Origin of the sequence: Trinickia violacea, assembly GCF_005280735.1 — a bacterium.
In the GTDB taxonomy this organism is placed as follows: Bacteria; Pseudomonadota; Gammaproteobacteria; order Burkholderiales; family Burkholderiaceae; genus Trinickia_A; species Trinickia_A violacea.
The window spans coordinates 3,332,880-3,359,667 of sequence record NZ_CP040077.1; the positions used below are offsets into that span (position 1 = coordinate 3,332,880).

The 26,788-nt window shown below is 62.5% G+C and carries 21 protein-coding genes and 2 pseudogenes; 11 read left to right on the forward strand and 12 right to left on the reverse strand.

What is annotated here, in order from left to right:
- Positions 1 to 39 precede the first annotated feature (39 nt).
- The 3 genes from aliB to badH all read right to left on the reverse strand — a co-directional run bounded on the left by aliB (position 40) and on the right by badH (position 2,834).
- Positions 40 to 1,191, reverse strand: coding sequence for a cyclohexanecarboxyl-CoA dehydrogenase (gene aliB / locus FAZ95_RS15225; protein WP_137333219.1), 1,152 nt, complete (start codon positions 1,189 to 1,191; stop codon positions 40 to 42).
- A gap of 66 nt (positions 1,192 to 1,257) precedes the next feature.
- Positions 1,258 to 2,040, reverse strand: a complete 783-nt coding sequence (gene badI / locus FAZ95_RS15230; RefSeq protein ID WP_137333220.1) for a 2-ketocyclohexanecarboxyl-CoA hydrolase — start codon at positions 2,038 to 2,040, stop codon at positions 1,258 to 1,260.
- A 26-nt stretch (positions 2,041 to 2,066) separates the two neighbouring features.
- Positions 2,067 to 2,834, reverse strand: a complete 768-nt coding sequence (gene badH / locus FAZ95_RS15235) for a 2-hydroxycyclohexanecarboxyl-CoA dehydrogenase (protein ID WP_137333221.1) — start codon at positions 2,832 to 2,834, stop codon at positions 2,067 to 2,069.
- A gap of 221 nt (positions 2,835 to 3,055) precedes the next feature.
- Between badH and FAZ95_RS15240 the strand changes: the two genes are divergently transcribed.
- A complete protein-coding gene (locus FAZ95_RS15240) occupies positions 3,056 to 3,490 on the forward strand; it encodes a MarR family transcriptional regulator (RefSeq protein ID WP_137334570.1) in 435 nt (144 codons plus the stop codon).
- Between the two features lie 115 nt (positions 3,491 to 3,605).
- Here FAZ95_RS15240 and FAZ95_RS15245 read toward each other — a convergent pair whose 3' ends face one another.
- The gene (locus FAZ95_RS15245; RefSeq protein ID WP_217497408.1) at positions 3,606 to 4,286 is read right to left on the reverse strand and encodes an energy transducer TonB; all 681 of its coding nucleotides are present in this window, start codon (positions 4,284 to 4,286) and stop codon (positions 3,606 to 3,608) included.
- Positions 4,287 to 4,585: 299 nt separating this feature from the next.
- On the opposite strand from FAZ95_RS15245, the pseudogene FAZ95_RS40070 reads away from it, so the two are divergent.
- Positions 4,586 to 4,855: pseudogene (locus tag FAZ95_RS40070) on the forward strand (lipocalin family protein); the annotation flags it as partial.
- Between the two features lie 137 nt (positions 4,856 to 4,992).
- On the opposite strand, the gene FAZ95_RS15255 reads toward FAZ95_RS40070, so the two are convergent.
- Entirely contained in the window at positions 4,993 to 6,534 is a 1,542-nt protein-coding gene (locus FAZ95_RS15255; protein WP_137333224.1) for a DHA2 family efflux MFS transporter permease subunit, read from the reverse strand.
- Positions 6,535 to 6,653: 119 nt separating this feature from the next.
- Between FAZ95_RS15255 and FAZ95_RS15260 the strand changes: the two genes are divergently transcribed.
- Complete coding sequence (locus tag FAZ95_RS15260; RefSeq protein WP_137333225.1) at positions 6,654 to 7,115, forward strand: MarR family winged helix-turn-helix transcriptional regulator; 462 nt, start codon at positions 6,654 to 6,656, stop codon at positions 7,113 to 7,115.
- A gap of 212 nt (positions 7,116 to 7,327) precedes the next feature.
- Positions 7,328 to 8,188, forward strand: a complete 861-nt coding sequence (locus FAZ95_RS15265) for a D-2-hydroxyacid dehydrogenase (protein ID WP_254699719.1) — start codon at positions 7,328 to 7,330, stop codon at positions 8,186 to 8,188.
- Between the two features lie 312 nt (positions 8,189 to 8,500).
- Here the strand turns inward: FAZ95_RS15265 and FAZ95_RS15275 are convergent.
- Positions 8,501 to 8,650 (reverse strand): annotated as a pseudogene (locus FAZ95_RS15275) (IS5/IS1182 family transposase); the annotation flags it as partial.
- A gap of 334 nt (positions 8,651 to 8,984) precedes the next feature.
- Positions 8,985 to 10,958 (reverse strand): propionate catabolism operon regulatory protein PrpR, encoded by a 1,974-nt coding sequence (gene prpR, locus FAZ95_RS15285; protein WP_137333227.1) that lies wholly within the window; start codon positions 10,956 to 10,958, stop codon positions 8,985 to 8,987.
- A gap of 203 nt (positions 10,959 to 11,161) precedes the next feature.
- Between prpR and prpB the strand changes: the two genes are divergently transcribed.
- The 6 genes from prpB (at position 11,162) to panD (ending at position 18,767) form a co-directional block, all read left to right on the forward strand.
- Positions 11,162 to 12,055: a methylisocitrate lyase gene (gene prpB, locus FAZ95_RS15290; RefSeq protein ID WP_137333228.1), complete on the forward strand. Its 894-nt coding sequence runs from the start codon at positions 11,162 to 11,164 to the stop codon at positions 12,053 to 12,055.
- A gap of 28 nt (positions 12,056 to 12,083) precedes the next feature.
- Complete coding sequence (gene prpC / locus FAZ95_RS15295; protein WP_137333229.1) at positions 12,084 to 13,253, forward strand: bifunctional 2-methylcitrate synthase/citrate synthase; 1,170 nt, start codon at positions 12,084 to 12,086, stop codon at positions 13,251 to 13,253.
- Between the two features lie 292 nt (positions 13,254 to 13,545).
- Positions 13,546 to 16,140, forward strand: coding sequence for a Fe/S-dependent 2-methylisocitrate dehydratase AcnD (acnD, locus tag FAZ95_RS15300; RefSeq protein ID WP_137333230.1), 2,595 nt, complete (start codon positions 13,546 to 13,548; stop codon positions 16,138 to 16,140).
- 92 nt (positions 16,141 to 16,232) lie between these two features.
- Positions 16,233 to 17,450, forward strand: coding sequence for a 2-methylaconitate cis-trans isomerase PrpF (gene prpF, locus FAZ95_RS15305; protein WP_137333231.1), 1,218 nt, complete (start codon positions 16,233 to 16,235; stop codon positions 17,448 to 17,450).
- Between the two features lie 24 nt (positions 17,451 to 17,474).
- On the forward strand, positions 17,475 to 18,308 hold the full coding sequence (gene panC, locus FAZ95_RS15310; RefSeq protein WP_137333232.1) for a pantoate--beta-alanine ligase: 834 nt from the start codon (positions 17,475 to 17,477) through the stop codon (positions 18,306 to 18,308).
- 75 nt (positions 18,309 to 18,383) lie between these two features.
- Entirely contained in the window at positions 18,384 to 18,767 is a 384-nt protein-coding gene (gene panD / locus FAZ95_RS15315) for an aspartate 1-decarboxylase (protein ID WP_137333233.1), read from the forward strand.
- Positions 18,768 to 19,092: 325 nt separating this feature from the next.
- On the opposite strand, the gene FAZ95_RS15320 is transcribed toward panD, so the two are convergent.
- From FAZ95_RS15320 to FAZ95_RS15335, 4 genes are all read right to left on the reverse strand, one after another.
- The gene (locus tag FAZ95_RS15320; RefSeq protein WP_137334571.1) at positions 19,093 to 19,530 is read right to left on the reverse strand and encodes an SET domain-containing protein; all 438 of its coding nucleotides are present in this window, start codon (positions 19,528 to 19,530) and stop codon (positions 19,093 to 19,095) included.
- Positions 19,531 to 19,836: 306 nt separating this feature from the next.
- Complete coding sequence (locus tag FAZ95_RS15325; protein WP_137333234.1) at positions 19,837 to 20,112, reverse strand: HU family DNA-binding protein; 276 nt, start codon at positions 20,110 to 20,112, stop codon at positions 19,837 to 19,839.
- A 1,057-nt stretch (positions 20,113 to 21,169) separates the two neighbouring features.
- Positions 21,170 to 22,729: a tripartite tricarboxylate transporter permease gene (locus FAZ95_RS15330; RefSeq protein ID WP_137333235.1), complete on the reverse strand. Its 1,560-nt coding sequence runs from the start codon at positions 22,727 to 22,729 to the stop codon at positions 21,170 to 21,172.
- An 8-nt stretch (positions 22,730 to 22,737) separates the two neighbouring features.
- Positions 22,738 to 23,163, reverse strand: a complete 426-nt coding sequence (locus FAZ95_RS15335; RefSeq protein ID WP_137333236.1) for a tripartite tricarboxylate transporter TctB family protein — start codon at positions 23,161 to 23,163, stop codon at positions 22,738 to 22,740.
- 450 nt (positions 23,164 to 23,613) lie between these two features.
- Here FAZ95_RS15335 and FAZ95_RS15340 point away from each other — a divergent pair, with 450 nt between their 5' ends.
- Positions 23,614 to 25,263 (forward strand): thiamine pyrophosphate-binding protein, encoded by a 1,650-nt coding sequence (locus FAZ95_RS15340; RefSeq protein ID WP_137333237.1) that lies wholly within the window; start codon positions 23,614 to 23,616, stop codon positions 25,261 to 25,263.
- A gap of 469 nt (positions 25,264 to 25,732) precedes the next feature.
- Here FAZ95_RS15340 and FAZ95_RS15345 read toward each other — a convergent pair whose 3' ends face one another.
- Complete coding sequence (locus FAZ95_RS15345; protein WP_254699720.1) at positions 25,733 to 26,689, reverse strand: Bug family tripartite tricarboxylate transporter substrate binding protein; 957 nt, start codon at positions 26,687 to 26,689, stop codon at positions 25,733 to 25,735.
- Between the last annotated feature and the right edge of the window lie 99 nt (positions 26,690 to 26,788).

Here is a 26,788-nt window from a genome sequence, read left to right on the forward strand (position 1 = left end):
CCGGTGTTGTCGTTTGTTTCCGGGTTGGATGCGCCAGGCTCACGCCGGCACCGCATCGCGTCCGGCTTGCGTGCGGGCAATGATGGTCTTCATGATCTGGGCTGTGCCGTCGCCGATCTGGAAGCCGAGCACGTCGCGCAGACGCTGTTCCATCGGGCCGCGGTCGTAACCGCCGTGTCCAAACGAGAGCAGACACTGGTGCACCACGTCGTAGGCGAGCTTGGGCCCCCACCACTTGCACATCGCAGCCTCGGTCGTGTGCGGCAAACCGCGATCCTTCAACCACAAGGTCTGCAGGCACATCAGGCGTGCCGCTTCGACCTGGGTTTCGTACTCGGCCAGCGGATGCGACACACCCTGGAACGCCGCCAGCGGCTTGCCGAACGCCTCGCGCTGCGCGACGTAGCCCCAAGTCTCTTCCAGGCTGACCTTCGCCACAGCCAGCACCTGCAGGCCGATCAGCGCCCTGGAGAAGTCGAAACCCTGCATCACTTGGACGAAGCCTTTTCCTTCTTCACCCAGCCGGTGGCTGACCGGCACGCGCACATTCTCGAAAAAGATCGAGCCGCGACCGATGGCGCGCTGGCCGTGGCAATCGAACCGATTGCGGGTAATGCCCGGCAGGTCCATCGGCACCAGCACCGCCGAGACGCCGCGCGCACCTTCATCTACCGTGCCGGTACGGGCAAAGACGACGGCTGCGTCTGCCTGATCGGCGGCGGAAATCGACGTTTTTTCGCCGTTCAGGACGTAGTGGTCACCTACACGCTCCATCTTCAGGCGCAGGTTCGCCGCGTCCGATCCACCGCGCGGCTCGGTCAGCGCGATGGCAAGCAATGCCTCACCGCGGGTCAGGCGTTCGAGCCAAGGTTTGGCGATCTCAGGAGCAGAGTGCTGGGCGAGGATCTGTCCGTTTAGCGACGCAAGCAGATTGATATAGGACAAGCTCAGGTCGGCGCGCGCGATCTCCTCATGAATCACGCCCGCGGCTAGGCAGCCCAGGCCCTGGCCGCCATATTGCTCGGGCAGCTCGGGCGCAATGAAGCCCATTTCGCCCATCTCCCGCATCAACTCGCGATCGAGCACGCGCGTCCTGTCGCGCTCCTGGAAACCGGGCGCGACGCGTCCCTGCGCAAAGCGCCGAGCATGTTCGCCCAACACAGCAAGGTCTTCGTCAAGATAGGGATTCATGAAATCTCCTGGATAGGGTGAGCCCGGGCGCGCGCATTACGATGCTTGTGCTTCGGGACAGCCGCGTTACTTCGCGTACTTGCGGAATTCAGGCTTGCGCCTTTCCTGGAACGCCTTGACGCCTTCGCGCGACTCCTCGGTGTCGTAGTAGAGCTTCAGCGCATACATCCCCATGCCTGCGATGCCGGCCTGGTGCGCGGTGTCCATGTTGAACGAGCGTTTGGCGATCGCAATCGCGGTCGGGCTTTTCTCCATGATCTCGTCACACCACTTCTGCACTTCGGCGTCGAGCTGATCGTGGTGCACGACTGCGTTGACGAGGCCCATCGCGAGCGCCTCGGCTGCGGAGTAACGGCGGCATAGGTACCAGATCTCGCGCGCCTTCTTCTCGCCAACTACGCGTGCGAGGAATGCCGTACCGTAGCCCGGATCGACAGAGCCGACCTTCGGCCCTGCTTGCGCAAAAACGGCCTTCTCCGATGCGATCGTGAAATCGCAGATCGTGCACAGCACGTTTCCGCCACCGACCGCGAAACCCTGCACCCGCGCAATCACCGGCTTGGGGACGTCGCGAATTGCGTTGTGCAGCTCTTCCATCGGCAAGCCGATGGTGCCGCGACCGTCGTATTGGCCTTCATGCGCCGACTGGTCGCCGCCCGTGCAAAAGGCCCGGTCGCCGGCGCCCGCGAGCACGATGACGCCGACCTCCCGTGAATAGCCGGCCTTGTTGATCGCGTGGATCAGCTCGTCGCAGGTTCGCCCTCGAAAAGCGTTCATCTTGTCGGGGCGGTTGATGGTGATCCACGCAGCGCCGTTGCGGACTTCGTAGAGAATGTCTTCGTAGTTCATGATGAATTCCTTGCAAAGAGGGGGATTCAGCCAGCCATCGTCAGGCCGCCGGACACGCTCAGCACCTGACCCGTGATGAAGCCGGCGTCGTCGCTGGCGAAGAAGACGATCGCGCCCGGCAAGTCGTCGGGCTGGCCGATACGGCCGAGCGGGATCGAACGCTGGAACGCTTCAAGCAACTTCTCGGGGTTGCCCGCGCCCTCCTTGTATTCCGCGAAGAGGGCTGTGTCGGTCGGCCCGGGGCACACGACATTGACCGTGATGCCGTGACGGGCGTGCTCGCGAGCGATCGTTTTCGAAAACGACACGAGACCGCCCTTGCACGCTGCGTAGACCGCCTCGCCGGACGAGCCCACGCGTGCCGCGTCGGACGCGATGTTGACGATCCGCCCCGCCCTGCGCTGCACCATGCCCGGCAGCACCGCGTGGTGCATGTGCAGAGCCCCGGTCAGATTGATCGCGATCAGCCGGTCCCACTGTGCCGGCTCGGTTTTCGTGAACGGCTTGAAGACGTCCCAGCCGGCGTTGTTGACCAGCACGCCGACCGGACCAAGCCGGGACTCGGTCGCCGCCACGGCCGCGTCCACATCGGCGCGGTTCGTGATATCGCAGCGGATCGCCTCGGCGCGGCCGCCTGCCGCACGAATCTCACCGGCCACTCTCTCCGCTGCCTCGAGCGAAAGGTCCAGCACGGCCACCCGTGCGCCTTCCGTTGCGAAACGGCGGCACGTCGCTCCGCCGATGCCGCCACCACCACCGGTCACGATGACCGTCTTGCCTTCGAGTCGTTGCACAGTCGTCTCCATCAGTTGCCAGGGGTACCATTGGCCCTTCGAGCGAATGGTTCGTGTCGCACATATATGTCAATATATTGACGTATATTAGTTTCACGGAACACAGAAGACAAGAACCGCCGCACTAGGAGAATCCCTTGGTAAATTCGCAGCAAAATACAAATCCCATCAAGACCGAGCTGGCTAACAGATTGTTCTTTCGCCTCTATCAATGTGCAAATATGTTGCATAAAACAGGAACCCGAGCGGTCGCAGACGAGGGGCTGACGACGCAGCAGTGGGCCGTCCTCGGCGCGCTGTCGCGGGAGGAGGTTTCAGGCGGAATGAGCGTGGGGGATCTGGCCCGCTACCTGATGGTGAGCCGGCAGAACCTTTCTGGGCTGATCAGCCGGATGGAGCGTGATGGACATCTGTCCGGTGCGGCGGACGGCCGGGATCGCCGTTCCCGGCTGATTACGATGACCGAGTCAGGCCGCAGACTTTGGGCTCAGCAAGCGACACCGAAGATCCATGAATACTACGAGCAGGTACTGGAAGACTTTTCCGTCGACGATGTCACTCATACGCTGCACTATCTGCTCAAGCTGCTCGACAGCATGAAGCGGCTGGACGACGCAGCCCAGGCTACAGGGGCAGGTGACGGCGAAGAAGCGTGATGCCACTGCGCGCGATCGTCCTCCGCGACTCAGCGGCGATGCCCCCGTCTGCGGCTCGCTGCATTGCGCGTGTGAACCGTCGCCGAGGCGAGACGGCCTGAGGGGCCGGTCCGCCTCAGCCCTTGGGTTGAAACGCAATCAGAAAGCTCGTCGGTGTAGTGCCGTCTAGATCCGCCGGCATCGGGTCGGTTTTTTCCACGGCGTTGAGCGCCGCGCTGTCCCATTGCGGATTGCCGCTCGAACGTCGGAGCGTGACGCTCAGCAACGCACCGGTGGGAGCACACGTGACGGCGATAACCGCAGACCGATCGCCCCGGATAGCGAACGGCGCGAGGACATTGGCGCGCACGCGCTTGGCCACCTTATCCGCATAGCCGGGCGATACTGAGCCGACGTTTTCCGTCCGCGGCAGGCCGCCCTCCAACGTTGGGCTGCCTGCAATGGATTGCAAGAACGCCAGCCGCGTTGCGCGCTCCCGATCAATCGGCCCGTCCGGCGGCGGTGCGCTGCGTCTCACCACGGCGAGGTGCGTGCGGTGCGTCGCGGCGAAGCGCGCGGCGAGCGCGGCCTCGACGCGCGCGTGCCGTTGCGTCAAGCGGTTGCCGTGCTGCGGCGCAACGCTCGTCGGTTCGTTGCTGGCTGCGAGCCGAGAAGTTTGGGTCGGGACGTGTGACATCGGCGGTTGAGACGCGATGCGCGGGAGCGGCGAGGCAATCGGCAATGACGCCAGCCGACCGGTCACCACCGTATTCGAAGCCGCGGCCGGGCCTTGCGGTCCGTGCGCGCCGGAGATCACGAGCGTTGCCAGCGCCGCGTGGAGTGCCAGCGCCAGTCCAAAAGCGCACCAGACGCCGCGCTCGCGTGGCGGCCTGAGCCGCAAACCCGATTTCGTGCCCATTGCGAATTGACGCCGACCCGAGCAAACCGGCGTCCCGTTGGCTACTGATACCAGTTTAGACCTGTTCGCATGGCGAATCATCGTCCGGCGCCGCGGCGATGCGGCCGCTCCGGCCGTACTTATTCGGCGAAAAGGTCCGGACCAAACACCTCGTAGTGAATGCGGGCTTCATGGATGCCGAGTTCTTTTAGCGTGTCGTGCCGCATGCGCATAAAGGGGATCGGACCGCAGATAGCGTTACCTTCACTCCGCTGCGCTGGTGGCGCTCGCCGCACACCGGTGCGCGTTACCCGGTAGCGATGCGCGTCGACGCAGCGGGCGCGTATCTGACGCTCGTGCCTTTGATGGACGATCAGGAGTTCGACAGCCGCGCGAGCACCGGCGCCGTGTACTGGGAGGGTGCCGTGACGGCCCTGCGGCCAGCAACGGACGCACATGCGGCGAGCGCGCTCGCTGAGCCCGGGTCGAGCGGCGCAGCAAGTGCGGCACAGAAGCTGGGACGCGGCTATCTCGAACTGACCGAATATTTTCAGCGGCTGGATCTTTACTGGTCGCGACCTCGGACAAACGGATGGGCGGTTCGTCCTATCGCTGTTCGACGTCCTCAGTCCATCGCCGCATGCGCCAGCGTGTCATCGTGCGTATGGCGCGCCGGCCGGATCAGCAGCAGCAACGGCACGACGAGCAGGGTCGCGACGAACATCAGCTTGAAATCGTTGAGATAGGCGATCATCGACGCCTGCTGCGTGATCGACTGGTTGAGCATCGCCATGTCGTAGTTCGACCCATGCGCGAGCATCGGCTGCAACGCCGGATTGAACGCGTTCACGTTGGCGGCGAGATCGGCATGAGCGATCTGCGTGTTGCGCGTCATCAATGTCTGCACGATCGAGATGCCGATGCTGCTCCCGATGTTTCGCATCAGGCTGTAGGTTGCTGTGCCATCCGCTCGGAGCGCGGGCGTGAGCGTCGAGAACGACAGCGCGCTCAACGGCACGAACACGAATCCAAGGCCGAAACCCTGTATTACGCCGGGCCAGACGATATCCGATTCGGACAACACAATCGTGTAATGCATCATCTGCCAGAGCGCGAAGGCGGAGATCAGGAAACCCGAGAGCAACAGGAGCCGTGCATCGATCTGCCTCTGCAGCAGGCGCCCGGCGAGCATCATCGCGAGCATCGTGCCCGCTCCGCTCGGCGCCGTCACGAGCCCTGTCGTCGCGACCGGATAGTTCGTCAGCGTCTGCAGCATCGGGGGCAGCAGCGCGCGCGTCGCGTACATCACCGCACCGATGATGAAAATGAAGCACACGCCCGTGGCGAAGTTGCGGTCCTTCAGCAACGCGTATCGAAAGAAGGATTTCGCCCCTGCCGTCGCCGTGTGCGCGAGAAAGAATATGAAACTGATCGCGGCCACCAGCGCTTCAATGCGGATTTCGAACGAGCTGAACCAATCGAGTTGCTCGCCGCGATCGAGCAGAGCCTGGAACGCTCCGATCGCAAGACCGAGCGTGGCGAAGCCGAAGCCATCGAACTCGATGGCGCGCTCCGGCGACCGAGAGGGCAGAAACGTCAACACACCGAAAAGCGCCAGCGCGCCGATCGGCACGTTGATGAAGAATACCCAGCGCCAGTCGTAACTGTCGGTGAGCCAGCCGCCGAGCGTGGGCCCCAGAATCGGGCCGACCATCACGCCCATGCCCCAGACCGCCATAGCCTGGCCCTGTTTTTCGCGCGGGTTGATGGCGAGCAGGATCGATTGCGACAGTGGTACGAGCGCGGCACCAAAAATACCTTGCAGCAGGCGCGATGCGACAATTTGGACGAGCGACTCCGAAAAGCCGCAGAAAGCCGACGCGACGGTGAAGCCGGCAATGGAGATGGCGAGCAGCCGCTTCACACTCAGCTGGTCGGAAAGCCATCCGGTGAGCGGCGTGGCGATCGCGGCCGCCACGATGTAGGACGTCAGCACCCACGTGATCTCGTCCTGCGAAGCGGACAGGCTGCCCTGCATGTGCGGCAGCGCGACGTTCGCGATCGTGCTGTCGAGCGTCTGGATCAAGGTCGCGAGCATGATCGAAGCGGTGAGCATGGCGCGGTTGAGCGGCACTGCTGCGCTCGCTGCCGGGACTTCGGAAGACATAAACAGGATCGTCCGCACAATAATAAGCATGCTTATTATACGCACGAACGGAAGTCCGGCAAGATGGGAGCGATGGCCCTTCTAGCGGCCACCGGTACCAACCTTCGTATAATCGCGTGATGGAAACACAACTCGACAAGCGCTTCGGCTTCTTGATATCGGACGTTGGCCGCCTCAGCGGCAAACGCTTCGACGACCTTGCGAAGTCGTCTCTCGACCTGACACGCGCGCAGTGCCGCGCACTTGCCTATCTGGCGCATCACGGGGAGGTCAATCAGGCCCGTCTCGCCGATTTGCTCGAAGTGGCGCCGATATCGGCCGGCCGCTTGCTCGACCGGATGGAAGACGGCGGCTGGATCGAAAGGCTGCCTAACCCGCAGGATCGCCGTGAGCGACAAGTGCGCATGACGGCGAAAGCCCACAAGGCGCTGGAGAGCGCACGTCGCGTAGGCGACGAGGTAGCCGTCGAAGCGCTGAACGGCTTGAGCCAGCTTGAGCGCGAACAATTGATCGACCTGCTTCAGCGAGTACGCGCCAACCTGAGCAGGATCGTCGATGCCGATCCAGCGTCCCAAAGGTAACCCTCGCCGAGAGTCGAGCCATCTTTGCGATTTCGCCATTCGGCGGATCGCCACTCGCAAACGCGTTCGGCGAGGGTTCGAGCGGCACGGTCAGGATCGCGTGTCTGCCTACCTTCGCGGCGAGTACGTTACCCGATCTGATACGGGCGCTTCCTGGCCTCAGAAAGCGTCAAGTCAGGATAGGGCGGCTTCGAGAGCGACAAGTTCTCGCCGTGGTTCGCGGCGCCTCACGCATCCGGCACGCTGATTTCGTCATCACAAACAAGGTTCGCCTGTCCGCCGGCGACATCGACCAAGCCGAGAACCTCAAGATGGTCGCGATCGCCGCGACCGGCACCGACAACGTGGATTTGCAGGCGTGTGCGGCCCGCGGCGTGACGGTCAGCAACGTTCGCGCCTATGCGGTCCAGACCGTTCCCGAGCATACGTTTGCCCTGATTTTCGCGCTGCGAAGAAGCCTCACCGCCTATCGGGACGCGGTTTGCGCCGGACGCTGGCTCGCAGCGGGCCAGTTCTGCTTCTTCGATTTTCCAATCCGGGATCTAAAGGGCTCGACGCTCGGTGTGATCGGCGACGGCGTGCTCGGTCGCGCTGTTGCGGACATGGGCAAGGCGCTCGGCATGCGGGTGCTGATGTCGGCGTACAAAGGACGTACCGATATGGGGCCGCTGTACACACCGTTCGACACCGTGCTCAAGCCATCCGATATCATCACCCTTCACTGCCCGCTGACTGCCTCAACGCGTAATCTGCTCGACGAAGACGCGTTCGCAGGATTACGTCGAAAGCCGCTTATCGTGAACACCGCATGCGGAGGTCTCGTAAATGAATCGGCACTAGTGGCTGCATTGAAGCAAGGGAAAATCTCGGGCGCGGGGTTTGATGTCGTCACGCAGGAGCCGTTGCCGGACGATCACCCATTCAATGAGATTCTCGATCACCCTGCATTTATCCTGACGCCGCATGTTGCATGGGCCAGCACCGAGGCCGTCCAGTCGCTGGCTGACCAGCTGATCGAGAACATTGTGGCATTTTACGATGGCAAGCCAATCAATGTAGTTTTGCCAGTCTAACGCGATTGCAGGTTTTCTCCGAGTAGCCACCACGGTGACCATCCGAAATCTGGCTAAAAACGATCAGCATCCGCAGTCAAGCGTTAATGATGTCCGACGTGTGACTTTAGTCTTGCGACCGCCGCATCAACCATGAGGTGGTATCGATTCGCGTTCCACGCCACCGCAACTGTAACCATCACTACTCGTTCATTCAGCGGTCGGACGACCACATTCTCCGGTGCGAGCTTGCTTATTGACGAAGGTACGAGCGCCACCCCTTGGCCGCAACCAACATAGACAACCTGCGACATCGCGCAACTCCGGACTTACTTAGATACGGTTTCGTAAAGACTGCTGAACTCGCTGGAAGGTGTTCCAGCAGATCAGGCAACAGCCAAGTTTGAGAAATGCTTCGTGAATGTCGGCGCGACATTCGAAGTGGATACGAAGACGGCGGAAATGATGCAACCAGGCATGCGTTGCGCCTGCTTGTAGACCGCGTGCATCAACAGCGTCGTGTTGCGGAAGGGAGGGAAGAACTTCGAATAGACAAAGGTCGCGACGAGTTCGAGTTCCTCGATCAGCGGACGTATGATGAGACCCTGACCGTCCGCAGCGAACGCCCCGACAATCGCGAGCCCGAGACCGCCCTTTAAAAGCGGCAGCGCCTGATCCGCGCGGCCAATGCCGTCACCTTTCGACGCCTCTCAAGCATGTCACGTCGCTGATACGCGCGCCGCGCCTATCGCGGCTAGAGGCAGTGAGTCAGGCCATCATGCGTATGGAAAGTAAGGCGCAGTTATCTTCGCCCCGATCACGCCGTCGACGTATTCAATCTGCGCCACAACGTTGTTTTGCTGATGCCAAGCTTCCGACACGCAGCGTCGCGATCGCCGTTGCATGCGGCGAGCACCGCACGGATTTCGTCCGCCTCGACGTGGCGGCTACGTTCGCGCAAGGTCATCGGCATGTCATCGCCACGCGAAGACACGTCAAAGATTTCCGGCGCGATCGCTTGCAATTCGTCTCCCGTGAGCGCCTGCGTCGGCACAAATCGACGGTCTTTGCGCAGCGCGTCGTGGACGACATCTCTATCGGCCAGTTCAACCGCGATCCGTTCAATCACGTTTTGCAGTTCTCGCACATTGCCTGGCCACGTATGGCGCCGTAGCGCGTCCTCGACGCTCACGAGTAAGTGCTCGGCCGCGTCGCGATCGGGAACCTGCTCCGCAAGACGCGGATCGCGGCACGCTGCCTGCCACAGCAGTTCGGCAGCGAGCGGCAGCAGATCAGTGGAACGTTCGCGCAATGGAGGCAGCGCGATGTTAAGGATGTTCAACCGGTAATAAAGGTCCGCACGGAACGTGCCGACTTCTACTGCATGGGTCAGAGCGCGGTGCGTTGCAGCGAGCACGCGTATGTCGACACGTGTCGGCTCAGTCGCACCGAGCCGCACCACTTCGCGTTCCTGTAGTACGCGCAGCAGGCGGCTCTGCAGCGGCAATGGCATCTCGCCGATCTCGTCCAGGAACAGCGTGCCGCGATGCGCCGCTTCGATCAGGCCCGCCTTGCCGCCTTTGCGCGCGCCGGTGAATGCGCCCTCGTCGTAGCCGAACAGCTCGCTCTCGAGCAGCGCCTCGGGAAAAGCGCCGCAATTGATCGCGACGAACGGAAAGTCTCGGCGTACGCTCAGCCTATGCATGCTCTGCGCGACCATTTCCTTGCCGGTTCCACTTTCACCGAGAATTAGCACGGTTGCATCCGATTTCGCGTAGCGCCGCACCAACGTTCGGACGCGTTCCACAGACGCACATTCTCCAAACAGATCCTCGAGTTGATACCGCGCGGTGAACTGCGGCGCGCGTTGTCTGGAGCGCAGCGTGCGGTCGAGACGCTCGACCGCACGCGATTCCTGGAAGGTCAACACCGTGCCGCTGCTGGCGAGCGGCCCGCGGTGCACCACGTAGCTCACGCCCCGGACCGAGGCGGGCGAATCACCGTCTGCGTCCGGCAATACGCCAGCAAGCTCGGGGGCGAGTTCAAGCAGCGGCTGGCCGATAGCTTTTGCAGCGTCGATATCAAGCACTGCGGCAAGCCGTTGGTTGATCGCTTCCACTCGACCGTGTGCGTCAAGCGCGACGACGCCGTCGCGCAGATGTTGCAGGAGGTTATCGAGCCGCTCGCGGCGCACCGCCTCCTGGCGGGTTGCCTGTGCAACCTCCAGCGCCGTCTCGAACGCGGCACACACTGACGCACGCGAATAGAGAAATACGGCGCTCATCCCCGCCCGGGCGGCGAGATCGGCTACGAGGCCGGGACCGACGACCGCACCGATGCCCCGATCGCGCAGATCAAGCACGCAAGCCTCGGCGTCCTGCGCCGACTGATACGAAGCGAACACGACATCCAGGCCGAATGCCGCAGCGAATCGACGCACTTCGTCGGGGGTATCGCCATGCGTGACGAGCGCCACCGACGTCGTGTCGCGCCGCGCCCGTGCAAGCGCATGCATCACATCGAAACCAGTCGGACTGATCAGCACAACAGGGACCGCGACGCGGGTCTTCAGATACGCCCCGTTCGCCCCTCCTGCGACGACAACCTCCGGACGTTCGGCACCCGCGGCGGCAATCTCATGTACTGCATCCTCAAAGCCGCGTGACACGACACGCACGTCAGCCCGCCCTTCATACTCGCTCGCGATGCCGAGAAAGAGATCACCCAGGCGACTGATGCCCATCGCCCAGATGCGGGGGCGCGAACTCGAGTCAGACGGGGGAATATTCATCGGGGGCGGGCTTGCAGCTCGATCATAGAGGTCCCTCATTATGCGCTCGCCGGTTCTAAATTGAAATCTGAATTTTCACTATTGAAATCAAGCCCCCCCAAAAACAGGTATCTGTATCAGCATTAAATCAATGACTTAGCTCCGCACGCCGATGCTGGCCCAATTTCTGCTGTATCGATTCCGTTTTTTAACAGGAGCCAGAATTGAGCAAAGCCCAACACCCAGTTAGCGCCGGCGCGAAGTTCCGTGTCGCGGTGGCTGAAGGACAGCCGTTGCAGGTGGTCGGCGCGATCACCGCTTACGCCGCGAAAATGGCCGAGGCCACGGGCTTCAAGGCCGTCTATCTGTCGGGCGGCGGGGTCGCCGCGAACTCGCTCGGCGTGCCCGATCTCGGCATCAGCGCGATGGAAGACGTGCTGATCGACGCGCGCCGGATCACCGACGCCTGCCCGCTGCCGCTGCTCGTCGACATCGATACCGGCTGGGGCGGCGCATTCAACATCGCGCGCACGATCCGCTCGTTCATCAAGGCGGGCGTCGCCGCCGTGCATCTCGAGGACCAGGTCGGGCAGAAACGCTGCGGCCATCGGCCCGGCAAGGAAGTCGTGCCGAAAGAGGAGATGGTCGATCGCGTGAAAGCGGCCGTCGATGCGCGCACCGACGATCAGTTCGTCATCATGGCGCGCACCGATGCGGCGGCGGTCGAAGGTCTCGACGCGGCGATCGAGCGCGCGGTCGCCTATGTCGAAGCGGGCGCGGACATGATCTTCCCCGAAGCGATGGGCACCCTCGACGACTACCGCCGCTTCAAGGCCGCGGTCAAGGTGCCGATCCTCGCGAACCTGACGGAATTCGGCTCGACGCCGTTCTTCACCACCGACGAGTTGAAGAGCGCGAACGTCGACATCGCGCTCTACTGCTGCGGCGCGTATCGCGCGATGAACGCGGCCGCGCTCAATTTCTACGAGACCGTCAAGCGCGACGGCACGCAAAAGGCGGCTGTCGAAACGATGCAGACGCGCGCGGACCTCTACAAATATCTCGGCTACCACGCGTATGAAGACAAGCTCGATGCGCTCTTCGCCGCGAAGAAATGACACCACTTTGAATCTGGAGGACGACACGATGAGCGAAGCAGACAACAGCACGGCAGGCACGCCCGGCTTCAAGCCGAAGAAATCGGTGGCGCTCTCGGGCGTGACGGCGGGCAACACGGCGCTGTGCACGGTCGGGCGCACCGGCAACGACTTGCACTACCGTGGCTACGACATCCTCGATGTCGCCACGACCTGCGAGTTCGAGGAAATCGCCTACCTGCTCGTGCACGAAAAGCTGCCGACGCAGGCCGAACTCACCGCCTACAAGACCAAGCTCAAGGCGCTGCGCGGCCTGCCCGCGAACGTGAAGGCCGCGCTCGAGTGGATCCCGGCCTCGGCGCACCCGATGGACGTGATGCGCACCGGCGTGTCGATTCTCGGCACCGTGCTGCCCGAGAAAGACGACCACAACCTCGCCGGCGCACGCGACATCGCCGATCGCCTGATGGCCTCGCTCGGCTCGTTGCTGCTCTACTGGTATCACTACTCGCACAACGGCCGCCGCATCGAAGTGGAGACCGACGACGACTCGATCGGCGGCCACTTCCTGCACCTGCTGCACGGCAAGGAACCGTCGAAGGCGTGGGTCGACGCGATGCACACCTCGCTGAACCTCTACGCCGAGCACGAATTCAACGCCTCGACCTTCACCGGCCGCGTGATCGCGGGCACGGGCTCGGACCTCTACTCGGCGATCACCGGCGCGATCGGCGCGCTGCGCGGCCCGAAGCACGGCGGCGCCAACGAAGCCGCGTTCGACATCCAGACGCGCTACCAGACGCCCGATGAAGCCGAGGCGGACATCCGCCGCCGCGTCGAAGCGAAGGAAGTCGTGATCGGCTTCGGCCACCCGGTCTACACGATCTCGGACCCGCGCAACAAGGTCATCAAGGAAGTCGCGAAGAAGCTCTCGAAGGACGCGGGCAACCTGAAGCTGTTCAACATCGCCGAGCGGCTCGAGACGGTGATGTGGGACGTGAAAAAGATGTTCCCGAATCTCGACTGGTTCAGCGCCGTGTCGTATCACATGATGGGCGTGCCGACGGCCATGTTCACGCCGCTGTTCGTCATCTCGCGTACCTCGGGCTGGGCCGCCCACATCATCGAGCAGCGCATCGACAACAAGATCATCCGCCCCAGCGCGAATTACACGGGCCCGGAAGATTTGAAATTCGTGCCGATCGAAAAGCGCGGCTGACAGAACAGAGTCGTTCCTCATCGCAAGCAACGAGAGCGCTGCGATGACATTGGACCTTGGTTCACGTGATCCGTGAGCCAAGGTCGCTTTTTCCGCAAGTTAGGTGTCAATGCATTGCGCTCGTGACGGGGTGCAGTGTTTACCCCTCGGCTTTGCAACCGGAGCCGGGGGGCCTTTTGGGAATGACCACGGGCGCGCGATTCGCGAAGCACCAGTCGAACGACGATCGGTCGATCATAAGGCCTGACCACTTTCCGCAGCGCCTGAACATTACTCTTTTAGTCCTCAGGTCATGAACACCGCAAACCGCAAACCCCTGCCCGGCGCCGCGCTGGATTACTTCGACACGCGCGCAGCCGCCGAAGCGATCGAATCCGGCGCCTACGACAAGCTGCCGTACACCTCGCGCGTGCTCGCCGAGAATCTCGTGCGCCGCTGCGATCCGGCGACACTGACCGCGTCGCTCAAGCAGATCATCGAACGCAAGCGCGAGCTCGATTTCCCGTGGTTCCCGGCGCGCGTCGTATGCCACGACATTCTCGGCCAGACCGCGCTCGTCGACCTCGCCGGCTTGCGCGATGCGATCGCCGAGCAAGGCGGCGACCCGGCGCTCGTGAACCCGGTCGTGCCCGTGCAGCTGATCGTCGACCATTCGCTCGCCGTCGAATGCGGCGGCTTCGACCCGGATGCGTTCGCGAAGAACCGCGCTATCGAGGATCGACGCAACGAAGACCGCTTCGACTTCATCAACTGGACCAAGAAGGCGTTCAAGAACGTCGACGTGATCCCGCCCGGCAACGGCATCATGCATCAGATCAATCTGGAGCGGATGAGCCCGGTGATCCACGCCGTGAACGGCGTGGCCTACCCCGACACGCTGGTCGGCACCGACAGCCACACGCCGCACGTCGACGCGTTGGGCGTGATCGCCATCGGCGTGGGTGGGCTCGAAGCCGAGAACGTGATGCTCGGGCGCGCATCGTGGATGCGGTTGCCCGATATCGTCGGTGTGGAGCTCTCGGGCAAGCGCCAGCCCGGCATCACCGCCACCGACATCGTGCTCGCGCTGACCGAGTTTCTGCGCAAGGAAAAGGTGGTGGGTGCGTATCTGGAGTTCCGTGGAGAAGGCGCGTCGAGCCTCACGCTCGGCGACCGCGCGACGATCTCGAACATGGCGCCCGAATACGGCGCCACGGCGGCGATGTTCTACATCGACGAGCAAACCCTCGCTTACCTGCGCCTGACGGGCCGCGCCGAGGAGCAGGTCAAGCTCGTCGAAACCTATGCAAAAACCGCCGGTCTGTGGGCCGATACGCTGCAGCACGCCGAATACGAACGCGTGCTCGAGTTCGACCTCTCGACCGTGGTCCGCAACATGGCGGGTCCGTCGAATCCGCACAAGCGGCTGCCGACTTCCGATCTGGCCGCGCGCGGCATCGCCGGCAAGTGGGAAGACGTGCCCGGCCAAATGCCCGACGGCGCCGTCATCATCGCGGCCATCACGAGCTGCACGAACACGAGCAATCCGCGCAATGTGATCGCGGCGGCCCTGCTCGCGCGCAACGCCAACGCGCGCGGCTTGACGCGCAAGCCGTGGGTCAAGTCCTCGCTCGCGCCGGGCTCCAAGGCGGTTGAGCTCTACCTCGAAGAAGCAAAGCTGCTGCCCGAGCTGGAGCAGCTCGGCTTCGGCATCGTCGCGTTCGCGTGCACCACGTGCAACGGCATGTCGGGCGCGCTCGATCCGGCGATCCAGCAGGAGATCATCGACCGCGACCTGTACGCGACCGCCGTGCTGTCGGGCAATCGCAACTTCGACGGCCGCATCCATCCGTATGCGAAGCAAGCGTTCCTGGCCTCGCCGCCGCTGGTGGTCGCTTACGCGATTGCCGGCACGATCCGCTTCGACATCGAGCAGGACGCACTCGGCACGGATCAGGACGGCAAGCCGGTCTATCTGAAGGACATCTGGCCGAGCGACGAGGAGATCGACGCGATCGTCGCGCAAAGCGTGAAGCCCGAGCAATTCCGCAAGGTCTACGAGCCGATGTTCGCCGTCACGGCCGCCGGCGGCGAGCCGATCAATCCGCTTTACGACTGGCGCGCGCAGAGCACCTACATTCGCCGTCCGCCGTACTGGGAAGGCGCGCTGGCGGGCGAGCGCACGCTGCGCGGATTGCGTGCCCTCGCCGTGCTGGGCGACAACATCACGACCGATCACCTCTCGCCGTCCAACGCGATCCTCGCGGATAGCGCCGCCGGCGAATACCTCGCGAAGATGGGCTTGCCGGAGGAAGACTTCAACTCCTACGCGACTCACCGAGGCGACCACCTCACCGCGCTGCGCGCCACCTTCGCGAACCCGACGCTCGTCAACGAGATGGCGGTGGTCGACGGCCAGGTGAAGAAGGGATCGCTCGCGCGCGTCGAGCCGGAAGGCCGCGTCACGCGCATGTGGGAAGCGATCGAGACCTACATGGACCGCAAGCAGCCGCTCATCATCATCGCCGGGGCGGACTACGGCCAGGGCTCGTCGCGCGACTGGGCGGCCAAGGGCGTGCGTCTGGCGGGCACGGAAGCGATCGTCGCCGAAGGGTTCGAGCGCATTCACCGCACGAACCTCGTCGGCATGGGCGTGCTGCCGCTCGAGTTCAAGCCCGGCGTGAATCGCGTGACGCTCGGCATCGACGGCACCGAAACGTTCGACGTGATCGGCGAGCGCAAGCCGCGTGCGGACCTCACGCTCGTCATCCATCGCAAGAACGGCGAGCGCGTGGAAGCGGCCGTGACCTGCCGGCTCGACACCGCCGAGGAGGTTTCGATCTACGAAGCGGGCGGCGTGCTGCAGCGCTTCGCACAGGACTTCCTCGAGTCGTCGAAGGCGGCTTGATGAAAGCTGAATAACAGCACGGTCAGGCATCATCTGCGGGCGGCGCAAAAAAGTGCCGCCCGCCGTTTCCGTTTCATCAGGACACCCACCCCATGCCCCACGTACCCCAGATCAAGATTCCCGCCACCTATATGCGCGGCGGCACCAGCAAAGGCGTGTTCTTCCGCCTGCAGGATTTGCCCGAAGCGGCCCGCGTGCCGGGCGCGGCGCGCGATGCGCTGCTGCTGCGCGTGATCGGCAGCCCGGACCCGTACGGCAAGCAGATCGACGGCATGGGCGGCGCGACGTCGAGCACGAGCAAGACGGTCATCATTTCGAAGAGCAGCAAGCCCGATCACGACGTCGATTACCTGTTCGGACAGGTCTCTATCGATAAAGCCTTCGTCGACTGGAGCGGCAATTGCGGCAACCTCTCCGCCGCTGTCGGGCCGTTTGCGATCAGCGCGGGGCTCGTCGATTCGAGCCGTGTGCCGCAGAACGGCGTGGCCGTCGTGCGCATCTGGCAGGCCAATATCGGCAAGACCATCATTGCGCACGTGCCGATCACCGAAGGCGCCGTGCAGGAAACCGGCGACTTCGAACTCGACGGCGTGACCTTTCCCGCCGCCGAAGTGCAGCTCGAGTTCATGGACCCGGCTGCCGAGGAAGAAGGCGCCGGCGGCGCGATGTTCCCGACCGGCAACCTGGTCGACGACCTCGACGTGCCGGGTGTCGGCACGCTGAAAGCCACGATGATCAACGCGGGCATCCCGACGATCTTCGTGAACGCCGAGGCCATCGGCTACACGGGCACCGAGCTGCAGGACGCGATCAACGGCGATGCCGACGAGCTCAAGAAGTTCGAGACCATTCGTGCCAACGGCGCGCTGCGCATGGGTTTGATCAAGGACTTGAACGAAATCGCGACGCGGCAGCACACGCCGAAAGTCGCGTTCGTCGCGCAGCCCGCGGACTACGTCGCGTCGAGCGGCAAGCGCGTGGCGGCCGCGGATGTCGATCTGCTCGTGCGCGCGATGTCGATGGGCAAGCTCCATCACGCGATGATGGGCACGGCGGCGGTCGCGATCGGCACGGCTGCTGCGATACCGGGCACGCTGGTCAATCTCGCGGCCGGCGGCGGCGAGCGCAACGCGGTGCGCTTCGGCCATCCGTCGGGCACTTTGCGGGTCGGCGCCGAGGCCGCTCAAGCCAACGGCGAATGGACCGTGACGAAGGCCATCATGAGCCGCAGCGCGCGCGTGCTGATGGAAGGCTGGGTGCATGTGCCAGTTCCAACCACCCTCGCGCCTAATGCTGACCGTAATCAGTGAATTCATCCCTGCACACCCGTTTCCATGAAGATCATTTCCTCGATTGATGAGCTACGAGGCCAGATGCGCGGCCAGAATCGCACGGCGTTCGTGCCGACGATGGGCAATCTCCACGAGGGGCATCTGTCGCTGATGCGGCTCGCGCGCCAGCACGGCGACCCGGTCGTCGCGAGCATCTTCGTGAACCGCCTGCAATTCGGCCCGAACGAGGATTTCGACAAATATCCGCGCACGCTCGAAGCCGATATCGAGAAACTTCAGAAGGAAAACGTCTACGTGCTGTTCGCGCCGACCGAGCGCGATATGTACCCGGAGCCGCAGGAATACCGTCTGCATCCGCCGACCGATTTGGGCGACATCCTCGAAGGCGAGTTCCGCCCGGGCTTCTTTACCGGTGTCTGCACGGTCGTGATGAAGCTGATGTCGTGCGTACAGCCGCGCGTCGCGGTGTTCGGCAAGAAGGATTACCAGCAGCTGATGATCGTGCGGCAGATGTGCAGCCAGTTCGCGCTGCCGACCGACATCGTCGCCGCCGAAACGGTGCGCGACACCGACGGCCTCGCCCTCAGCTCGCGCAACCGCTACTTGAGCGAGACGGAACGCGCCGAGGCGCCGATGCTGGCCATCACGCTCGGACGCGTTCGCGAGGCCGTGCTCTCGGGCAACCGCGATTTCGCCGCGATCGAGAAGGACGCGATGACGAGCCTCGCCGCGCGCGGCTGGAAGCCCGATTACATCGCGGTGCGCAAGCGCTCGAACCTGCTGCCGCCGGCCGCCCACGAAATCGAGGCGCCGCTCGTCGTGCTCGCCGCCGCGAAGCTCGGCGCGACGCGCCTCATCGACAACCTCGAAATCTGACGGGCAGCGCCGGGCATCACGCACCGATCCGCCGCCCCGCCGCTCTCAAGTCAAACGAAGTCCGAAGGAAAGATCATGCAGCGCCATATGTTGAAGTCGAAGATTCACCGGGCCGCCGTCACGCACTGCGAACTGCACTACGAAGGCTCGTGCGCGATCGACGAAGACCTGCTCGAAGCGGCGAACATCGTCGAGAACGAGCGGATCGACATCTGGAACATCAACAACGGCGAGCGTTTCTCGACGTATGCGATCAAGGGCGAGCGCGGCACCGGGATGATCTCGCTCAACGGGTCGGCGGCTCGGCGTGCGCAGTTGGGCGATCTCGTGATCATCGCCGCGTTCGCGATGGTCGACGAAGCGGAACTCAAGGCCGGCTGGACGCCGGACCTGGTGTTCGTCGACGAGAACAACAAGATCAAGGGAAGCCGCGGCCACGTGCCGGTGCAGCGGTGGTAGATCTGTGCGTTGGATGTGCCTGTGCGGGACCCGCTTTCATGTACGCGACCGTCCCGGGAACGTGACACCGGCAGGGGTGCAACGTGCTGGTACCTCCCGAGTAGACGGACCATCTCGAAAGCCTACAGCAGGCTCTGAATGAAATGGTGCAACCACTGTTCGTGCTGCATGGGAGCCTGGCGAAGAAGGCTCGCGCGTCGCTCTCGGTGCACTGTCCGATCTCGCGCCGCCCGTCGTGCTTGCGACCGGTAAGTTGGTTGGGGCGGTTTTTACCATCCGGCGGGGAATGGTAAATGGCGCGATCCGCTATCAACCGAACACGCCGTCAGTCCGAGAGCATGGTGCCGCGACAGCCGGCTGCACGACAGCTGCACGCATACGCTCGTGTGACCCCCGCAGTCCCGCGCCCTTCGACCTGCAACTGATAATCGATGTAAAGCTCAGTGCCTTTTTCGACAGGTTGGGTCGTCCGGATGAACACCCGATCCCCGTCCTGTTCGGCCTCACAGTTTGGAGAGCAACTATGATTGAGCCACCTGGCAGAATTCCCTCCCTGCGCGCCATCAATTACGCGGCCATCGTCCAGCCCGAAATAGAAAGTGTGGCCATGCTCAGCAACGGACCGTGCATGGTCACGTTGTGCACGCCTCCACGAGACCAGCTTTCCTTTGTATTCGAGTATCAATGTCCCGGTCTCGATATGGGCGACCGCGAAGACACCGCGGCCATGCACGGGGGAACTACGAACGACGATACGGCGCATAACGGTATGTTTGAAATGGCAATGAAACGGGCGGATTCCCGGACGGGCGCCGCTTCGCCATGATGCAGCAGCCATAAAGCGCGGTCACGCTCATGACCGTTTTTTTGTCCGCGCAGCCAGAAAACGCAGGCTAGTACGCGGTACGGTTGCCGGCCATCGGCATCGCCCTATCGACGTGCACCGACGAAGCTAGGGTGCTGCGTGGGGGTTCCGCGCAATCCAATCGGACGGTGCCGCACGCGGTGAAGTGGAGCAATCCGCCAACCCCGTGCGATGTCGGGTCCGTGAAACGGTCATTGCCGACGCTTACTGGTTGACCGCATCCTTGAACGCCTTCCCGGAGGTGAACTTTACGGTCTTTGCGGCGGGGATCTGGATCTCTGCACCCGTCGCCGGGTTGCGGCCCACGCGCGCGGCACGCGCGCCAGTTGAAAACGAGCCGAAGCCAATCAGTTGAACGGTCTCGCCTTTCATGACAGCATCGATGACCGCCGCGATGAACGCATCAATCGCTTCGCCCGTTGCGGCCCTGCTTCCGCCCGTTGCTGCGGCGACCGCTTCGACCAGTTCCTGTTTGTTCATTGACGCTCTCCTGTTGACTGAAGGCGTCACCCTACCGGCCGCCGCTCGGTCGCGCAATGGCGGAAGCGCGGGAACAGAAAATATTCCCCCGCGCGAAATTGATAGAAATTCCACCGGACGCCGGCGCAGTGAATATCATGGAGACGTGACCCGTGTTAGCGACACGTGACCGCAAAACGAGACGCAGACGGGGCTGGCGGTTGACTGGCCGCCCGCCTGCGGTCCACCCGAAACGGGTCCGCCAGGGTGCGGGCCGTTTTTTTTGCAATTGTTCAAGGCGCGCCCGTTCCATATCCGGCCCGGCTCGCATGCAAGGGTCTTCTGGCGGGACCGAATCGCCCTGTCGAGAACTACACCCGCGTCTGGCCTCGACCACCCCGATCCGCGAGTGCGGGTTCGGCTAGCCGAAGTAACTGCCGTTATCACCGCAATCGGCTGCCCGACTCGCAAGAGTCTCAAATCCGACCGGCGCCTTCGCAATCCACTCCAACGCCGGTCCTGTACCAAGTCGGAGGCGCTTTCCGATCAATGCCGTCAGGCGGGTTGTCGGCCGAAGTGGCCATTCGCTGATCGACATTGGCGCCTCCGCTAGGGAGCGCTGACCGGTCATCCGCCATCCAGATGCGCCGAGTGTCCGGTGGATGCTGGTCGGTGTGAGAGGATGCCCGATCAAACGGGATGCTGGATGGGCTCTGACGCCGTGACCTCGTCGGGAACCGCGCGGCCGCCGTCGGCCGAATCCCGCTCGCCGCGTGTAGGACCAAGGTCCAATTGCCGACGTGCAGCACTTCTCCTACGTTCCATTTCATACCTAAACGCAGGCGTGGCCAGGGGTAATCGTACTGTTCGTGCAATTTCTGGCGGTTTGATCCTTAAATCTCATATGGATCAACGATTTGCACATTCTTCGATTGCGCGAAAACTATGGCGCCGCCGAGCCTTGCTGCGGGAGGCTCTGCATGCGACTACCGCCAGATTTCGCACGAAAAGTACGATTACCCCGATCGGCGGTACCGTCCGGGAAAATTGCGGCCGAACGGTACCAATGCCGCCCCGTTTAATCGCTGCTTGCCCGAGGCATTTCAGCTGGCGCTGCGCCTGAATGCCTGCGTTCCGTCTTGCTTGCGCGGTGGCGGTTGCGTTGCGCAGATAGCGTGACCATCACGACGAGCAACAGCGAGGCAACGAGAAATCCGCAGCTGATGGGCCGATCCACAAAAATGGACATATTCCCGTGCGAAATGAGCAATGCGCGGCGGAAGTTTTCCTCGATCATTGGCCCGAGAACGAAGCCTAGCAGGATCGGCGCAACGGAGAATCCAAGGTAGTTGAAGACGGTGCCGATCAAGCCGAACGCCAGAACTTGCCACACTTCGAAAAGGCTGTTCTGGGTGCTGAATACGCCAACGGCAATAAAGAACATCGCGGACGGAAAGAGATAGCGGTAGGGCAACCGGAGCAATTTGACCCACACGCCGATCATCGGCACGTTTAGCAAAACGAGAAGAATATTTCCGATCCAGAAACTTGCAATGAGCCCCCAGAAGATATCGGGATGCTCGGAGATCAACTGAGGTCCAGGCGTGATGCCCTGGATGATGAGCGCGCCCAGAATGAGCGCCATCACGGGATCGCCGGGTATACCGAGGCTCATCGTCGGAATGAAGTCGACCTGCGTTTTCGAGTGCGACGACGCTTCGGGCGCCGCGACGCCGGCAATCACACCGGTGCCGAACGCCTGAGGATTCCTGGAGAGCTTACGCTCCAGCGCATAGGCGACGAACGTCGTAATCGTCGGGCCAGTTCCGGGCATGGCGCCGAACAGCGCGCCCACGGCCGTCCCGCGTGTCATTGGCCAGAAGGTGGCTTTGAGTTCCTCACGCGTGGGGCGCATGTCCTTGAAGCGCACGCTGAGCGACTTGCTCGACACCTGCATTCTGTTGACGTTGCAGAGAAAATCGGCCACGCCAAAGAGTCCCATGGCGATGGCAACCAGTTCGAGCCCGTCGTTCATGTCGGTCAGGCCAAACGTGAAGCGGAACGTGCCCGTGTTGACATCGGTGCCGACCATGCCGCAAAGCAGGCCGAAAAGCGTCATGGCGACGCCTTTGAGCGCCGAGCCCCGCGACATCGTCGAACCGGCGAGCAGACCCAGCAGCATGACGGAGAAGATTTCCGCGGGGCCGAACTTGAATGCCATGGCCGTGAGCAAGGGCGAAGCGAAAATCATCAGAATGATGCCGGTCGAGGCCGCAAAGAACGAACTCAGCATCGTGATGCCAAGCGCCGCGCCGCCTCTGCCGGCCTTGGCCATCGGATACCCGTCGAGGCAGGTAATCGCATGCGGAGGGTGAGAGGGAAGATTGAGCAGAATGGCGCCGATCGCGCCGCCATATTGCGATCCGTAGAAAATACCGGCGAGCATCAGGATCGCCGGTACAGGGTGCATGACATAGGTCAGCGGCAACAGGATGGATATGGCCGACAGCGCGCCCATGCCCGGCAGCACGCCCACCATGTTGCCCACGAGGACGCCGAAGAACGACCACATCAGGTTGGTGCCTTGAAGCGCAACCGAGAAGCCGTATAGAAGGTCGTGCAAGGATTGTTCGATCATGTTGCTCACTATCCCCAGGCAAACGGCGCCAACTGAAGTTTTAGCGCCCATGAGAAGACAACGAGGGCGATCGCGCACATGACGATCGACAACGCAGCTGCGCGAAACAGGGTATTGGTGCGGTCTCCGAGCGCGGAAATGAAGACGATTGCGAATGTGGCGGGAATCAAGCCGCCGTATTTGCCGAGCAGGATGAAGGCGAGCGTGCCTGTGATGATGCAAACGGCGCCGCGCAGGTCGGGCATTCGCGAGTGCGCGTCCGGCGGGCTCGAAGCGGATTCGGGCAGATCCTTCGCGGCCACCGCGATCAGAATGCCGACAACGGCCAGAAGCGTGCCCACTGCCACGGGGAAGAAACCCGCACCCATGTTCGTCAGCGATCCGATATCATAGGACATACCGGCGTATGCGGCGCTCACACCGATGACGACCATCAGTGCGCCCGCGTAGTAATCCTTACTGAAAGAAAGTCTGAGGTTCAACGCACACCTCCGCCGCCTGAGCGATTGGCATTCGCAGCGCCGCCCGGCGCATGAAGTCTGGAGAGCAAGATCCGGCAGCGTAGCCCGGCCCATGCGCGGCCGGGCAAAAGGTAGCACTACGAATCGAAGTGGGCTGTGTCAGCGGCGCGCGTAAAGCGTCGTAAGGAGCGTTGCCTGTTCGACACAGTCATACAACTCATATGTATGAGTGGAAATGTAATGTGTTAGCCTTGGGATTGCCATCAGGGAAAACATGGGTGTCTGCGCATCGCGCGCGAGATGCAGCAGATCTTGGGTTGACTTCAAGAATTACTGACTTTTCGCCGTGATCGATGACGCGAATAATTCACTCGACACCCATTTAACGCGGGACTCAACAGGTCATGAACAGGAGATATCGCAATGTCGATTGCATGCCGTGGCGCTGACGCGCTGGTCAAGGCGTTGTCGAAAGCAGGGGTGAAGCACATCTTCACCTTGTCGGGAAACCACATCATGCCGGTGTTCGACGCATGCATTGGCGCGGGTATCGAGTTGTTCCACACGCGCCATGAGGCCGCGGCCGTGCACATGGCCGACGCCTATGCCCGGTTGACGGGCAAAGTGGGCGTGGCGTTGGTGACTGGCGGCCCCGGTCACGCCAACGCGGTTTCGGCGCTCTATACGGCGCAGATGGCGGAGTCGCCGGTTCTGCTTCTCTCCGGGCACGCGCCGCACGACCAGTTGGGCATGGGCGCATTTCAGGAGATGCGGCAGGCGGATGTCGCAGCGCCGCTCGTGAAGATGGCGGCCACCGCACAGCATCCGCATACTCTCGCCGATGAACTGGCCCACGCGATTTGCGCCGCGCTGGCAGGGCGGCCCGGGCCCGTTCACCTGAGCCTTCCAACGGATGTACTGGAGGGCGCAGCGCACGTGCACGATGAGGTCAATGGCGAATGTTTTTCGCCGGTGAGGCAGGTGCTTGACGACACAACGGCCGCGCGCCTCGTCTCAAGCCTGGCCGACGCATCGCGCCCGCTGATCCTCGTGGGTCCGGCATGCATGACCCGCGCTGGCCGCGAACGGATCGGCACGCTCGCGGCGGCGCTTGGCGTGCCGGTCGTTGGCATGGAGAGCCCGCGAGGCATCAACGATCCGAGCCTCGGCGCTTTCGCCGAAATGCTCGCGCAGGCCGACCGCGTGATGTTGCTGGGCAAGCGGATGGATTTCACGTTGGCCTTCGGAAAATCGCCCGCGTTTGCGCCGGACTGCACGTTTCTCCAGATCGACCCGGAGCCGCAAGAGATTGCGCGCACGCGTCGCGCAGTGGCTGAGCGATTGATCGGTACCGCTGTCGCGGACAGCTTCCCCGCACTCGACATGCTGGCTACCGTTGGCCGCAATGCCGGCAAGTGCGATGAACGATGGGCGCGCGACGTACGGGGCGCGATTGCATGGCGGCCCGAGCAATGGCGCACGGCGTCATCGTCGCTCGAAAAACGTGTTCATCCTGTTCAGGCGCTCGCGCCGTTCCAGGCGTTGCTCGACAGCCATCCCGATGCCGTTTTCGTCTCGGACGGCGGCGAATTCGGGCAGTGGGCGCAAGCGTGTCTGCGCGCGCCCAATCGCGTGATCAATGGCGTTGCCGGGGCGATCGGCGCTGCGCTTCCGTTCGCGCTGGCTGCTCGCGTTGCGCACCCTGAAGCACCCGTGGTTGCCGTAATGGGGGATGGCACGTTCGGCTTTCACGCGGCAGAAATGGATACCGCGGTGCGTTATGGATTACCCTTCGTCGCCGTGGTTGGCAATGATGCGCGCTGGAACGCCGAGTATCAGATCCAGTTACGCAGCTATGGCCCTGAGCGTTTGATCGGCTGCGAGTTGCTGCCGGGACGCTACGATCGCGTAACCGAGGCTTTCGGTGGTGCGGGTGCGTTCGTCGAGCGTGCTGACGACCTGAAAGATGCGGTCGAACAGGCGCAGGCAGCACAGCGCTCGAAGCTGCCAGCATGCGTGAACATCATGATCGAAGGGGTTGCAGCGCCGTCTTTCAAAAGCCGCGCTTCCTAAACGCTTTTCGCTCCCCGCATTGCGCTGGCAACGCCGATCTTTCGAAATGGGGTAATCGTACTTTTCGTGCGAAATCTGGCGGTAGTCGCATGCAGAGCCTCCCGCAGCAAGGCTCGGCGGCGCCATAGTTTTCGCGCAATCGAAGAATGTGCAAATCGTTGATCCATATGAGATTTAAGGATCAGCCCGCCAGAAATTGCACGAACAGTACGATTACCCCTGGATGCTCGAGTTGCATGACGACGTCAGCGATCTGAAGGCGGCCGTCAATCGGAGCGCGATTCCGCACTAACGTCCCGGCCTGGCCATTGCGCTTGCGATACGGGCCGAGAAACACCCGACGAAATGAAAAGCCCGCCAGGATATGGCATCCGGCGGGCTTAACAACAACGAAATTCAGTAATCAGAAGTTCAGGCGAGTACCTTTTTCATATCGCTCCATCAGCCGGCCCGGTACTGGGGATGCGCTTCAATTTGCACTGATATGGCTCGTGCTCACGACCTTTTGCCACTTCGCCGATTCCGTGGCTATCCTGGCCTGAAGTTGCTGAGGTGTGTCGCCCACGGGGTCCATACCGAGCACGGCCAGGTGTTGCCGAGTGTCAGGCTGTGCGAGCACTTTCACGGTATCTTGCTGAATCTTGTTGATGACGTTCGCTGGCGTGCCGGCCGGCGCCACGAGGGCGAACCAGCCCGTCACATTGAAACCGGGCAACCCGCCTTCGCTCACGGTCGGAATATCGGGCCACGCAGTTGAGCGATGGTCGCCGGTCACGGCAATCACCTTGATCGTCTTGCCCTTCATGAAGGGCATCGCCGCTGCGATGTTGGGCAACACGACCTGCACGCGGTCCGCCATCAGATCGTTCAGCGCAAGCACCTCGCCCTTATAGGGCACGTGAACCATTGGAATGCCCGCCGCGCCCGAGAACGCTTCGTCGGCCATGTGAACCTGGCTCCCGATACCGGCCGAACCAAAGTTCAACTTTGGATGTTGCGTTTTCCCATATGCAATAAGCTCTTTTACATTCGAAACGGGCAGCGAGGGCGCAACGGCAACGACCATCGGATTGCTCGCGACCGTCGTGATATAGCTGAAATCCTTGGCCGTGTAGGGGAGCTTTCTGTAGATATATTGATTGACGGTGAACATGCTCCCCGACGCCAGCATCAACGTATACCCGTCAGGCGCAGACTTCGCCTCGACTTCAGCCGCAATCATGCCGCCTGCGCCGGGACGATTGTCGATCACGACGGACTGCTTCCACATCGTCCCCAATCCCTGGCCGATCGTTCGGGCCAGCACATCAGTCGAACCGCCGGCAGAGAAGGGAACAATGATCCGGATCGGCTGGGAAGGCCACGCGTCTTCTGCATGAGCGGCCGACTGCGCTTGCAGGACAGTAGAAAGTGCGGCAGCGAGCACGAACCCGCGCCGAAGTGTGCGAATGAAATTGGGGGGCATTGCGTTGTCTCCGTTAGAAATAGTATGGATCGGCACTGGCTCGATTCAAGCTGGATAGCA

What these genes read in the sequence shown, in the direction of transcription:
- prpF (WP_137333231.1), top strand. Translation starts at nt 16,233, where the DNA reads ATGCCCCACGTACCCCAGATCAAGATTCCCGCCACCTATATGCGCGGC.
- FAZ95_RS15325 (WP_137333234.1), bottom strand. Translation starts at nt 20,112, where the DNA reads ATGAACAAACAGGAACTGGTCGAAGCGGTCGCCGCAGCAACGGGCGGA.
- prpC (WP_137333229.1), top strand. Translation starts at nt 12,084, where the DNA reads ATGAGCGAAGCAGACAACAGCACGGCAGGCACGCCCGGCTTCAAGCCG.
- FAZ95_RS15320 (WP_137334571.1), bottom strand. Translation starts at nt 19,530, where the DNA reads ATGCGCCGTATCGTCGTTCGTAGTTCCCCCGTGCATGGCCGCGGTGTC.
- FAZ95_RS15340 (WP_137333237.1), top strand. Translation starts at nt 23,614, where the DNA reads ATGTCGATTGCATGCCGTGGCGCTGACGCGCTGGTCAAGGCGTTGTCG.
- acnD (WP_137333230.1), top strand. Translation starts at nt 13,546, where the DNA reads ATGAACACCGCAAACCGCAAACCCCTGCCCGGCGCCGCGCTGGATTAC.
- panD (WP_137333233.1), top strand. Translation starts at nt 18,384, where the DNA reads ATGCAGCGCCATATGTTGAAGTCGAAGATTCACCGGGCCGCCGTCACG.
- FAZ95_RS15330 (WP_137333235.1), bottom strand. Translation starts at nt 22,729, where the DNA reads ATGATCGAACAATCCTTGCACGACCTTCTATACGGCTTCTCGGTTGCG.
- FAZ95_RS15335 (WP_137333236.1), bottom strand. Translation starts at nt 23,163, where the DNA reads ATGGTCGTCATCGGTGTGAGCGCCGCATACGCCGGTATGTCCTATGAT.
- FAZ95_RS15240 (WP_137334570.1), top strand. Translation starts at nt 3,056, where the DNA reads ATGTTGCATAAAACAGGAACCCGAGCGGTCGCAGACGAGGGGCTGACG.
- FAZ95_RS15255 (WP_137333224.1), bottom strand. Translation starts at nt 6,534, where the DNA reads ATGTCTTCCGAAGTCCCGGCAGCGAGCGCAGCAGTGCCGCTCAACCGC.
- prpR (WP_137333227.1), bottom strand. Translation starts at nt 10,958, where the DNA reads ATGAATATTCCCCCGTCTGACTCGAGTTCGCGCCCCCGCATCTGGGCG.
- aliB (WP_137333219.1), bottom strand. Translation starts at nt 1,191, where the DNA reads ATGAATCCCTATCTTGACGAAGACCTTGCTGTGTTGGGCGAACATGCT.
- FAZ95_RS15260 (WP_137333225.1), top strand. Translation starts at nt 6,654, where the DNA reads ATGGAAACACAACTCGACAAGCGCTTCGGCTTCTTGATATCGGACGTT.
- panC (WP_137333232.1), top strand. Translation starts at nt 17,475, where the DNA reads ATGAAGATCATTTCCTCGATTGATGAGCTACGAGGCCAGATGCGCGGC.
- badI (WP_137333220.1), bottom strand. Translation starts at nt 2,040, where the DNA reads ATGAACTACGAAGACATTCTCTACGAAGTCCGCAACGGCGCTGCGTGG.